Below are 12,584 nucleotides of genomic sequence, written 5' to 3'. Positions count from 1 at the left end.
ATATGATGCAACAATTATTGACATTCCTCCCGATGATCTTGATCTTCGTGGTGTTCTATTTCTTGTTGATCCGTCCACAGAACAAACGCCAGAAGCAAGTGCGTCAGATGCAAACTGAACTTTCACGCGGCGATTCGATCGTAACGATCGGTGGTCTTCACGGGGTTGTCCAAAAAGTTGACGACACGACGGTGACATTGAAGTCAGGAAACGCACAATTGACATTCAACCGAAGTGCTGTGGCAGAAGTGACGAAAAAATCAACAACTGTCATGGGCGACGAAACGGTCGAATAAGGTATTGAAAAGACGCTTTCCGGATTCCGGAGCGTCTTTTCTGTTTATATATGAGAAAAACGTTTGCTAAGATTACCATTTCTTTTGTAAGCTAGGGTAGGAGAACAAAGTTGTCTGAAAATATACTGGGAACTAGAGAAAGGACAATGTAGCATGATCAAGAAAGGGAAACTTGCCACATTCTTCATCGTCGTCATCGCGTTGCTCGTGCTAATCGGTACGACATCGTCATGGTTGCTGAAGGATACGAAGCTTGGCCTTGACCTTAAAGGTGGCTTCGAAGTCTTGTATGAAGTACAACCACTGAAAGAAGGAGACGTCATCGACCAAAATGCGATGAGTGCCACATTGACGGCAATTGAGAACCGTGTCAATGTTCTCGGTGTCTCTGAACCGGATATTCGGATCGAAGGTAACAACCGGATTCGTGTTCAACTTGCTGGCGTCAAGGATCAGACGGAAGCGCGTCAAATCCTATCTTCGACGGCACAATTGTCATTCCGTGACATCAACGATAAGTTGTTGCTTGACGGTTCAGACTTAAAAGCTAAAGGAGCAAAAGTCGGATATGATCCGAATACGAATGAACCACTCGTCGAATTGACGATGAAGTCAAAACAGAAATTTTATGAAGTAACTCAAAAAGTCTCACAAATGCAAGCACCGGCGAACCGCCTTGTCATCTGGCTCGATTACGAAAAGGGTGATACGTACGAAAAAGAGATTCAAAAGAAGAATTCGAAAATCGTTTCGGATGCATCGGTCACTCAACCAATCAACTCGGATAAGGCAATCATTTCCGGTGGCGATATCGATGCCGAGTATGGTAAACAATTGTCCTCAATCCTTAACGCAGGAGCACTGCCGGTCAAACTCGAGGAAATCTATTCGACGTCAGTCTCGGCTGCTTTTGGACAGGATGCACTTGATCAGACACTCTTCGCGTCAGCTATCGGTGTAGCTGCTGTCTTCTTGTTCATGCTAGTGTTCTACCGGATCTCTGGATTAGTTTCGATTATTACCTTGTTGTTCTACATCTATCTCGTCATGATCTTCTTTAACGGGATTAATGCCGTCCTTACATTACCGGGGATTGCGGCACTCGTTCTTGGTGTCGGTATGGCGGTTGATGCGAACATCATCACTGCAGAGCGGATCAAGGACGAATTACGAAGCGGCAAATCCGTCTTATCCGCATTTAAAGCCGGAAACCGTCGTTCGTTCGGTACGATTCTTGATGCCAACTTAACGACATTGATTTCTGCTGGTGTCTTGTACTACTTCGGTACAAGCACGGTCAAAGGATTCGCCATCATGTTGATGGTCTCAATCGCTGTCACTTTCGTCACGAATGTCTTTGTCTCACGTTACCTGATGCAACTCCTTGTCAGTAGCCGATGGTTCGATAAGAAGAAATCATGGTTCGGTGTAAAGGAGAGTGAAATCCGTGAGCTTTAATCCTACGAAATTCGATTACGTCAAACATCGCAAAATCTATTTCGCGATCACGATTGCCCTCGTCATCATTTCGGTACTTTTGCTGTCGTTCCGCGGTCTTAACCTTGGGATCGACTTCTCGCAAGGTACACGCGTCGAGATTTCTTCTGAGAATCAAATCAAGGAAGCCGATGTCCGCTCTGTCATTGAAGAGTCAGGCATTGATGCTGCGGAAATCGATGGCATCCAATTTGCTCAAGGTGGAAAACTAGCGAACGTCACGTTCGTTGGGGAATTCAGCCAAGATCAAATCTCTAAAATGAAACAAACGATTGAAACGGAATATAAGAAAGAACCGAGTATCTCGACGGTTTCGGCGCAAGTTGGTCAAGAAATCGCGCGTAACGCGATTTATGCGGTCTTACTCGCGTCACTTGGGATCGTCATCTATGTCTCGTTCCGATTCCAACCGTTATACGGGATTGCGACAGTGCTTGCACTATTGCATGATGCGTTAATGATCGTCGCCTTCTTCTCGTTGTTCCAAATTGAGGTCAACTTGTACTTCATTGCAGCGATCCTGACGATCATCGGGTATTCTGTCAACGATACGATCGTTACGTTCGACAGGGTTCGAGAAAATCTCGGACTTGCCGAAAAAGGGGGACGAAAAGTTTCGTTCGATGAGTTGGCGCATATCGTCAATGAATCGATTCAACAAACAATCGTCCGTTCGATCAACACCGTCGTGACGGTCATCATGACAGCAGCAGCGCTCTACATCTTCGGTAGCGAAGCGATCCGTGGATTCAGTCTTGCGTTGCTCGTCGGGTTGATCATGGGGATGTATTCTTCGATCTTCATCGCCGCGCAACTCTGGCTCGTCATGAAAGGTCGGACACTTGATCGGACAAAACGTGCTTCTTAAAAGAGTATCCGCATCAGCTATCGCTGGTGCGGATTTTCTATTATAATGGGGAAGTTGATTGGAGGGTTTGAGATGTACCATGCTAAAAAAACATGGCTTGATAAAGTCATCGAATCAGAACAAATCGAACAATTGACGGCGGATGGCACGATCTCACCGCACGTCGCACAACTACTTGTCCAACGGGGATTCACGACTCGTGAAGCAGCCCGTGATTTTTTAGAAACCGATCAAATGGCATTTCATGATCCATTTGCTTTTAAAGACATGCCAAAAGTCGTCGAACGGATTCAACGTGCCGTCAACGAAGGTGAAATGATTTTAATTTACGGCGATTATGACGTCGATGGTGTGAGTTCCGCGGCGATTCTCTGGCACGCCTTGATTGAAATCGGAGGGATGGCAGAGTGTTATATCCCAAACCGATTCACGGAAGGCTATGGACCGAATGAAGCCGCATTTCGCTGGGCAGCGGAAGAAGGGTTTAGTCTCGTCATCACCGTCGACTGTGGGATTTCCGGTATCCACGAAGCAGATGTCCTGAAAGAACTCGGGGTCGATTTAATCATCACCGATCATCACGAAGCAAAAGAAACGTTACCTGATGCTTTTGCCTTGATTCATCCGGGTGTTGATCCAGCGTATCCGTTCTCGAAACTCGCAGGCGCAGGAGTTGCTTTTAAAGTCGCGCATGCTCTCCTTGATCGTGAACCAGTCGAATTACTCGATCTTGCCGTGCTCGGAACGATTGCCGATCTTGTTCCGCTCGTCGGCGAAAACCGCTTGCTTGCGATTCGTGGCATCGAAGCACTGAACGCAAGTGAACGTCCAGGTATCCTTGCGTTACGTGACGTCTGCAGTTTAACTGAGGACGAACTAACGGAAGAGTCGGTCGGATTTGCGTTCGGTCCACGGATCAATGCAGCAGGTCGTCTTGATTCTGCGATGCCAGCGCTCGAGATGTTGTTAGCAGAAAGTAAAGATGAAGCACTTCATCTCGCGAAACAGCTCGACCAACAAAATAAGCAACGTCAAGATATCGTCAAGCAGATTGCGGAAGAAGCAACGGCGCTTGTCGAGGAACGCTTCAAGGATGACCGCGTCCTCGTCGTCGATGCGGCAGACTGGAACCCAGGTGTCGTCGGGATCGTCGCCTCGCGACTCGTTGAAAAATATCATCGCCCCGTCATCATGCTGTGTCATGATGCTGAAAAAGGAACAGCCAAAGGGTCTGGGCGATCGATTCCAGCCTTTGACCTCTTCGCTGAGCTGACGAAGTGTGAAGATATCTTGCCACACTTCGGAGGACATCCCGCTGCGGCTGGGATGACTTTATCTTCTGATGACGTTGAGACGTTACGTCAACGCTTGAATGAACAAGCGAGCACGTTACCGGATGACGCGTTCATCGCGACAATCGATGTCGACCTACGTCTACACGTTAGTGATGTCTCGATTCAGTTGATTGAAGACATTCAGCGATTGGCACCGTTCGGGATGGGAAACCCCGCGCCACGGATCGTCATTGAGCAGGCGAAGATTCGCGATATGAAACGAATCGGTCGTGATCTGACGCATGTCAAGGCACTCCTATCAGACGACGGGAAGGAACTCGATGCAATCGGCTTCGGCTTCGGCGACCTCGTCGATGAAGTTTCAACCTTATCGGAGATTCACTTGATGGGCAGTCTGAACATCAATGAATGGAATGGTTTCCGTAAACCACAATTGATGATTCAAGACGTCGCTGTCGAAGATGTTCAAGTGTTTGATTACCGTGGAGGTAAGCGGCCGCTGAGCGATCTATTCGCCTTACCGCACGAGACGACGACATTCGTCGCCTTTACCGATGAGATGAAGGAGAAATACACTGAACGTTCGTTGAATGGTCCGATTCGACAAAACATCGTCTTTCTTGACCTGCCGGAAGAGGAAGCAGCATTTTATCCATATGTGCAACAGGCAGAGCGGATTTATTGTGCCTTTAAGGATGAAGGCTATTATTTCGAGACGATTCCATCGCGTGAGGACTTCAAACAGTACTTCCAGTATTTTGCGAAATGTCCACGGGATGAGCTCCGGATGGGTCTCGTACGTTTGTCGAAATCGCGAAAATGGACGAAACGATCGATTAACTTTATGCATTCGGTATTCTCGGAACTTGATTTTCTTGTTACAATGGAGGACGGGCTGCCGGGTGTGAACCCAAATGCTGCAAAACGAGATCTGACGGAAGCACCGACGTACCAGCGTCATGAAGCGCGTCAAGAGCTCGAGCAACAATACATTTATTCGTCACTCGCTCAGTTGAAAGAGCGTTTTGATACTTTGGTAGAAGCGGCGAAGCAGGAGGAAAAGACATGGAGTTCAAACAGCATATAAAAGAGGTCGAGAATTGGCCGAAAGAAGGAATCAGTTTCAAGGACATCACATCACTCATGCAAAACGGACCGGCGTATAAACAATCGGTCGATGCGCTCGTTGAGTATGCACGTAGTAAAGGCGCAGATGTCATCGCAGGTCCAGAAGCACGTGGATTCGTCGTTGGTTGCCCAGCAGCTTACGCGATGGAAATCGGATTCGTTCCTGTTCGTAAAGAAGGAAAATTACCGCGCGAGACAGTCCGTGTCGAGTATGGTCTTGAGTACGGAAAAGACGTCTTGACGATGCACGAAGATGCAATCCAACCGGGACAACGCGTCGTCATCCTTGACGATTTGCTTGCGACAGGTGGTACGATTGAAGCAACGATCCAAATGATCGAAAAATTAGGCGGAACAGTTGCCGGAATCGGATTCTTAATTGAACTCGATGGTCTTGGCGGACGTGAGAAACTCGAAGGATATGACATTCTTTCATTGATTCGCTACGAAGACTGAAGACACTATACTCTCTTGGTACTTGATGACCAAGGGGGTATTTCTTTTTATTTTGACATCTTCTCAAGATTTCACGATAATAAGAATTATATATTAGGGATTCCGTTGCAGACGATCCCGGGGACTGGGTGAGGAAAAGGGATGACAAATAAACAAATCGTAAATGTAGAAGACCTTCTCGCTCGATGTGCGGAATACATGACGCAAGTTGAAGTCAAAGACATCGAACGTGCTTACCAATTCGCGAAAGACGAACATGATGGGCAATTCCGCCGTTCAGGGGAACCGTACATCATTCATCCGGTACAAGTTGCCGGTATCTTAGTCGATATTGGTTTGGATGCAACGACGATCGTCGCTGCGCTTCTTCATGATGTCGTCGAAGATACGGACATTACACTCGAAGAATTATCCGAACGATTCGGATCTGACGTTGCGATGCTCGTCGATGGCGTCACGAAACTCGGGAAAATTAAATATAAATCGAAGCGCGAAGAGTTAGCTGAGAACCATCGGAAGATGTTCATCGCGATGGCGGAAGACATTCGTGTCATCTTGATCAAACTGGCTGACCGTTTGCACAATATGCGGACGTTGCAACATATGGTCAAGGAAAAGCAAGTGCAAAAAGCAGAAGAGACGCTTGAAATCTTCGCGCCACTTGCACATCGTCTCGGGATTTCGACGATCAAATGGGAACTCGAGGACATCAGTTTGCGCTACATCAATCCGCAACAATACTACCGGATCGTTTCGATGATGAAACAAAAACGGACGGAACGAGAAGCGCTCGTTAGTTCGGTTATTGAAGAGGTCAATGAAGTACTCGATGATGTACAGATTGCAGCGGAAGTCGATGGACGTCCGAAGCATATCTATTCCATTTATAATAAGATGCAAAACTCGAAAAAAGAGTTCAGTGAAATCTATGATTTGATGGCTGTTCGCATCATTGTTGACTCAATCAAAGATTGTTACGCTGTACTCGGAATCATTCATACGCAGTATAAACCGATGCCGGGACGCTTCAAGGATTATATCGCGATGCCGAAGCCGAACATGTATCAATCGCTGCATACGACAGTCATCGGACCGAAAGGCGAGCCGCTCGAGGTCCAAATTCGGACGCGAGACATGCATTTCATTGCCGAGTACGGGATTGCCGCTCACTGGGCGTATAAAGAAGGTAAGGAACAGGAAGCAAAATCTGGATTTGAGGATAAGATTGCTCACTTCCGCGAGATTTTGGAGTTACAGAAGGACACGGCAGATGCCGAGGAATTCATGGAATCGGTCAAAGTCGACTTCTTCAGTGACATGCTGTACGTCTTCACACCAAAAGGTGACGTCATCGAGTTGCCGAAAGGTTCTGTTCCGATTGATTATGCCTACCGAATTCATACGGAAATTGGTCACCGGACGATCGGAGCGAAAGTCAACGGACGGATGGTACCGATCGACTATAAGCTAAAGACAGGTGACATCATCGAAATCGTCACGTCGAAGCATAGTTATGGTCCAAGTAAGGATTGGCTCAAGATTTGTGTGTCGAGTCAGGCGAAAAATAAAATCCGTCAATGGTTCAAACGTCAGCAACGCGAAGAGAACGTCTCAAAAGGACGGGAACTGATCGAAGCAGAGGTGAAGAAGCTTGGCTTTGAGCCGAAAGAAGTCATCAATGAGAAGACGCTCGAAGACGTGACGCGGAAGTTCAACTTCTCGCAAGAAGAAGACATGTACGCTGCTGTTGGCTATCATGGTCTGACTGCTGCCCAAGTCGCGCATAAATTAACGGAAAAATTACGCAAAGACAAAGAATCCAAAAATCTAGAACTGAACGAAGCAATCAGTGAGATGAAGACGTTTGATCGTCCGAAAAAGGAAAATCCGGAAGGGGTTCGGGTCAAAGGCATCGATAACATGCTCGTTCGCATGAGTCGTTGTTGTAATCCAGTACCAGGGGACGATATCGTCGGATATATCACGCGCGGGCGTGGCGTCTCAATTCACCGAACGGACTGTTTGAACGTCATTCACGAACAAAATCCGGAACGTCTGCTCGAAGTCGAGTGGGAACATGAAGGTAAAGCCGTCAAGAGTTATAACGTCGAAATCGAAATTTCTGGATTTGACCGGGCAGGATTGTTGAATGATGTCTTGCAGTCGGTATCTGCAACGAATACGAACATCGTCGCTGTCAGTGGGAAGGGCGACGACAGTAAACAAGCCAAAATCACGATGACGATTGCGATCAATAATGTCAATCATCTACAAAAAGTCGTCGATCGAATTAAACAAATCTCTGACGTGTATGCTGTACATCGCGTCATGATGACGTAAGGAGCGGATCCGTCGTGCGAGTTGTATTACAACGAGTCAAAGAAGCAAGTGTCACAGTCGATCAAAAAATCATCGGTCAGATCAAACAAGGATTTCTTTTGCTCGTCGGTGTCACGCACGAAGACACGATCGATCAGGTGAACTGGTTAGCTGATAAAATCGCAGGACTCCGTGTGTTTGAAGATGAGGAAGAACGGATGAATCGCTCGTTACAGGATGTCGACGGTCAGATTCTATCCGTCTCGCAGTTCACGCTGTATGGTGATGTCAAAAAAGGACGTCGTCCAGCCTTCACGGAAGCGGCGAAACCGGATGTTGCCAATGAGTTGTATGAAGCGTTCAATGAACGTCTTCGTGCGCAAGGACTGACGGTCGAGACAGGTCAGTTCGGTGCCATGATGGATATCGCGCTCATTAATGATGGGCCTGTAACGTTGATTCTTGAAAAAGAAGCAAACGCTTGACAGGAACCGAGAGACGAGGCAATATTAGACGTAACCAAATGATTCATACGACCGAAGACGAAGAGGAGTAATCAAGACCTCGTCTGCTTAGAGAGTCGCCCCTTGGCTGAAAGGGCGAACAGACGAACTCGATGAAAGACCCTTCCGAGGTATCTTCCTGAACCGATAGTAGGGAAGGTCGTACGCAGGCGTTAACTGCACCGAGTGGTCAAATGTGATTTGACAACCAGGGTGGTACCACGGGATCTTCAAGTTCTCGTCCCTTTGCGGACGAGAACTTTTTTGTATTCAAAAAAGGAGGAATTTGAGATGAAATTACCACGCGGTACGTTTGATGTCCTTCCAGGAACAGTCGAACGTTGGCAGTACATCGAACAACAATTACGTAAAATTAGTAAGCGTTACAACTATAAGGAAATCCGGACGCCGATTTTTGAGGAGACAGAACTCTTTAAACGTGGCGTTGGTGAGACGACGGATATCGTTCAAAAAGAGATGTTCATGCTTGAGAAACGCGGAAAAGACCAGTTGACGTTACGCCCGGAAGGAACGGCTGCCGTCGTTCGTTCATTCGTGACAAACAAACTGTTCGGTTCACCGAACCAACCAACGAAATTATTCTACATCGGCCCGATGTTCCGTTATGAACGTCCGCAAGCAGGACGTTTCCGTCAGCTCCACCAATACGGAGTTGAAGCACTCGGAAGTGAACAACCGGCCATCGATGCAGAAGTAATCAGTCTCGCGATGAGCATCTACCGTTCATTCGGATTGAAGCATCTTAAACTGGTCATCAACACGCTCGGGGATAACGAAAGTCGCGCCGCACACCGGGCAGCACTCGTCGAACACTTTAAGCCAGTCGTTCACGAATTATGCCAGGACTGTCAAAATCGTCTCGAAACGAATCCACTTCGTGTCCTCGATTGTAAGGTCGACCGCGATCACCCGAGCATGGCAACAGCACCATCGATTCTCGATTACTTAAACCCGGCATCAAAAGCGTACTTCGACGAAGTGTTGCTTCACTTAGATGCACTCGGTATCGAGTACGTCGTTGATCCAACGCTTGTTCGCGGAATCGACTATTACAATCACACGGCTTTCGAAATCATGTCAGAAGCAGAAGGTTTCGGAGCAATCACGACACTATGTGGTGGTGGTCGTTACAACGGTCTCGTCGAACAGATCGGTGGACCGGCAACACCGGGAATCGGATTCGGAATCGGTATCGAGCGTTTATTGATGGCGCTTGAAAATGAGAACGTCTTACCAGCAGTCGACGATCGAATCGATGTCTTCATCGTCGCGCAAGGCAGTGACGAAGTCGAAAAGACAGCGACACGCCTCCTACAATTAATGCGTCTTGAAGGACTTGTCGCGGATCGGGATTATCTCGGTCGGAAGTTCAAAGGACAATTTAAGGCAGCAGATCGCTTGAAAGCACGTTACACGGTCATCCTCGGGGATGAAGAAGTCGAGCGTGGTGCAGCTGCCCTCAAAAACATGGCTACAGGGGAACAGACGGACGTTCCGTTATCAGCAGTCGCTGATACGATCGTCGCGAAATTAAAGGAGGAAGCACAATGATCGGACGCACGCATATGAACGGACAGGTGACAGAAGAAGTCATCGGACAACACGTTCAACTTAAAGGATGGGTTCAAAAACGACGTGACTTAGGAGGATTGATCTTCCTTGATCTCCGTGACCGTAGTGGCATCGTCCAAATCGTCTTCCAACCGGAAAACGAGCAGGCACACCGTCTTGCCGAATCGATTCGTTCGGAATATGTCCTCGATATTAAAGGACATGTCATCGCACGTGAGAATCCGAACCCGAACATCCCGACTGGACAAGTCGAGGTCGTCGCGGATGAAGTCGTCATCTTAAACGCAGCGAAGATGACACCGTTTCCGATCAGTGAAGAAGCGGAGCAGACGTCAGAAGATTTACGTCTCAAATACCGTTACCTCGACTTGCGTCGCCCATCGCTCCAAGAGACATTCCGTCTTCGTTCGAAAGCATCGAACATCATGCGGAACTTCCTCGATGAGCAAGACTTCCTGGAAGTCGAGACACCGATCTTAACGAAATCAACGCCAGAAGGCGCACGTGACTATCTCGTCCCAAGCCGGGTTCACCCGGGCGAGTTCTACGCCTTGCCACAATCTCCACAATTGTTCAAACAATTGCTGATGGTGTCTGGTTTTGAGCGGTACTTCCAAATCGCACGTTGTTTCCGTGATGAAGACTTACGGGCAGACCGTCAACCTGAATTCACGCAAGTCGACATCGAGACAAGCTTCATGGACATCGAAGACTTGTATGCCATGATGGAGTCGATGATGACACGCGTCATGAAAGAAACGCTCGGAAAAGATATCGTGACACCATTCCCACGGATGCCGTATGCAGAAGCAATGAGCCGGTATGGTTCGGATAAACCGGATACACGCTTCGGTCTCGAATTGATCGATGTCGCGGATGCCGTCAAAGGAGCAGGATTCAAAGTATTCGATATGGCACTTGAAGCAGGTGGAGAAGTCAAAGCATTGAACGTCAAAGGTGCAACTGAACGCTTCTCACGAAAAGACATCGATAAGTTACAAGAATTTACGGCGATTTACGGTGCAAAAGGTCTCGCATGGGTCAAAGTGACAGCGGACGGATTGAATGGTCCAATCGCGAAGTTCTTCGACGAAGAAGCAACCGCTCGCTTGACAGCGGCGACAGATGCGGAAGCAGGCGACTTGTTGTTGTTCGTCGCAGCAAAAGCATCGATCGTAGCAGACAGCTTAGGTGCGCTCCGTCAGAAGTTGGCGAAGGAACTCGACTTAATTGATGAGTCGGTCTTCAACTTCCTTTGGGTGACAGACTTCCCACTTGTCACGTACGAAGAAGAAGATGGTCGTTTCTATGCGAACCACCACCCGTTCACGATGCCACGTCGTGAGGATCTCGAATTGCTCGAGACGGATCCTGGCAAAGTCCTCGCAGTCGCGTATGACCTCGTCTTAAACGGATATGAGCTCGGCGGTGGATCACAACGGATTTATGAACGGGATATCCAGGAGCGGATGTTCAAGTTGCTTGGCTTCTCAGAAGAAGAAGCAAACGAGCAATTCGGCTTCTTGATGGAAGCATTCGAATACGGAACACCACCACATGCTGGGATCGCACTTGGTCTAGACCGTCTCGTCATGTTACTCGCAGGGCGTTCGAACTTGCGTGATACAATTGCCTTCCCGAAAACAGCATCAGCAAGTGATCTGTTGACGGCAGCACCAAGCCCAGTCTCGGATGCGCAATTAAATGATCTCTCAATTCGTACAGCAGTCAAACAATCTTAAGTCACGACAAGCGAATCTTCCGGTATGGGAGGTTCGCTTGTTTCATGAAGGAGGGCGAACGGATGGAACGACACTTTTTTGAACGGTCTCCAGTTGAAGTCGGACCAGACTTCTTAGGAACACACATCACGGTCGATGAGGTAACGATGCGAATCGTCGAGGTCGAAGCCTATCTCGGTCCTCACGATCAAGCGGCACACTCGTTTTCCGGTAAACCGACGAAACGAACGGCACCGATGTTCGGTCCACCCGGACATTTATATGTTTATTTTACGTATGGTATGCATCACTGTATGAATATCGTTTGTGGACATGAAGGGGAAGGATACGGACTGCTGTTACGAGGTGCCGAAATCATCAGTGGGCACGATCTTGTCGCTGAACGCCGTTTCGGTTGTTCCTACGCAGAATTGACTGCGATTCAACGACGAAATCTCGTCAATGGACCGGCAAAATTGTGCCAAGGATTCGGTCTAACGACTGCTGATTCAGGTCAGGATCTTTATCAAGACCGGTTTCGACTCGTTGCCGACCCAGTCGATGCAATCGTCCAGACGACACGCATTGGTATTCCAAATGCTGGAGAAGCGACGGCCTATCCATGGCGTTTTTATGTCGACGCGAGTGAAGGTGTCAGTAAACGTTAAAAAATGGACGCTCCGATCAGGAAGCGTCCATTTTTTATTTAGGATTGTTGATTGATTTTTTAGCTTGTTGTTTTTTATAGAATTTATAAACGATTGGTCCAACCGTCGTTACAAGCGTCACTAATGTTCTGAGTTTACCGCGTTTTGCAGCCATTGATCCATTCACTCCTCTGATTTGTTGTAGTAATCATATTCCACGAAAACAACGTCTTAAAACCTCGTCGGCACATCGATTGGTTT

At 47.8% G+C, this 12,584-nt stretch carries 8 protein-coding genes, 1 pseudogene and 1 other annotated feature; all 9 genes and pseudogenes read left to right on the top strand.

What is annotated here, in order from left to right:
* Positions 1–5: 5 nt before the first annotated feature.
* The 9 genes and pseudogenes from yajC (at position 6) to ACN9MT_RS11030 (ending at position 12,344) form a co-directional block, all read left to right on the top strand.
* Entirely contained in the window at positions 6–296 is a 291-nt protein-coding gene (yajC, locus tag ACN9MT_RS11070) for a preprotein translocase subunit YajC (protein WP_308101811.1), read from the top strand.
* 156 nt (positions 297–452) lie between these two features.
* A pseudogene (gene secD / locus ACN9MT_RS11065) lies at positions 453–2,661 on the top strand (protein translocase subunit SecD).
* A 72-nt stretch (positions 2,662–2,733) separates the two neighbouring features.
* The gene (recJ, locus tag ACN9MT_RS11060; protein ID WP_426272169.1) at positions 2,734–5,043 is read left to right on the top strand and encodes a single-stranded-DNA-specific exonuclease RecJ; all 2,310 of its coding nucleotides are present in this window, start codon (positions 2,734–2,736) and stop codon (positions 5,041–5,043) included.
* Entirely contained in the window at positions 5,022–5,540 is a 519-nt protein-coding gene (locus tag ACN9MT_RS11055; protein WP_035406521.1) for an adenine phosphoribosyltransferase, read from the top strand. The genes recJ and ACN9MT_RS11055 overlap by 22 nt, the downstream gene beginning before the upstream one ends.
* A 141-nt stretch (positions 5,541–5,681) precedes the next feature.
* Positions 5,682–7,880: a RelA/SpoT family protein gene (locus tag ACN9MT_RS11050; protein WP_056062492.1), complete on the top strand. Its 2,199-nt coding sequence runs from the start codon at positions 5,682–5,684 to the stop codon at positions 7,878–7,880.
* Positions 7,881–7,894: 14 nt separating this feature from the next.
* Entirely contained in the window at positions 7,895–8,344 is a 450-nt protein-coding gene (gene dtd, locus ACN9MT_RS11045; protein ID WP_035406526.1) for a D-aminoacyl-tRNA deacylase, read from the top strand.
* 45 nt (positions 8,345–8,389) lie between these two features.
* Positions 8,390–8,611: a binding site (T-box leader), on the top strand.
* A 42-nt stretch (positions 8,612–8,653) separates the two neighbouring features.
* Positions 8,654–9,934, top strand: coding sequence for a histidine--tRNA ligase (gene hisS, locus ACN9MT_RS11040; protein ID WP_426272168.1), 1,281 nt, complete (start codon positions 8,654–8,656; stop codon positions 9,932–9,934).
* Positions 9,931–11,697 carry an aspartate--tRNA ligase gene (gene aspS / locus ACN9MT_RS11035; RefSeq protein WP_426272167.1) on the top strand — a complete coding sequence of 589 codons (1,767 nt, stop codon included), beginning with the start codon at positions 9,931–9,933 and terminating at the stop codon, positions 11,695–11,697. Before hisS ends, aspS begins: the two co-directional genes overlap by 4 nt.
* 62 nt (positions 11,698–11,759) lie before the next feature.
* Entirely contained in the window at positions 11,760–12,344 is a 585-nt protein-coding gene (locus ACN9MT_RS11030; protein WP_035406536.1) for a DNA-3-methyladenine glycosylase, read from the top strand.
* Positions 12,345–12,584: the final 240 nt, after the last annotated feature.

Origin of the sequence: Exiguobacterium sp. R-17 (genome assembly GCF_049913315.1) — a bacterium.
Lineage (GTDB): Bacteria > Bacillota > Bacilli > Exiguobacteriales > Exiguobacteriaceae > Exiguobacterium_A.
Note: the sequence above shows the minus strand (reverse complement) of the source record. Positions and strands in the feature narration are given on the sequence as shown.

Excerpts from the sequence above, each read along its gene's own strand:
- yajC (WP_308101811.1), top strand. The coding sequence starts at position 6 with ATGCAACAATTATTGACATTCCTCCCGATGATCTTGATCTTCGTGGTG.
- recJ (WP_426272169.1), top strand. The coding sequence starts at position 2,734 with ATGTACCATGCTAAAAAAACATGGCTTGATAAAGTCATCGAATCAGAA.
- ACN9MT_RS11055 (WP_035406521.1), top strand. The coding sequence starts at position 5,022 with ATGGAGTTCAAACAGCATATAAAAGAGGTCGAGAATTGGCCGAAAGAA.
- ACN9MT_RS11050 (WP_056062492.1), top strand. The coding sequence starts at position 5,682 with ATGACAAATAAACAAATCGTAAATGTAGAAGACCTTCTCGCTCGATGT.
- hisS (WP_426272168.1), top strand. The coding sequence starts at position 8,654 with ATGAAATTACCACGCGGTACGTTTGATGTCCTTCCAGGAACAGTCGAA.
- aspS (WP_426272167.1), top strand. The coding sequence starts at position 9,931 with ATGATCGGACGCACGCATATGAACGGACAGGTGACAGAAGAAGTCATC.
- ACN9MT_RS11030 (WP_035406536.1), top strand. The coding sequence starts at position 11,760 with ATGGAACGACACTTTTTTGAACGGTCTCCAGTTGAAGTCGGACCAGAC.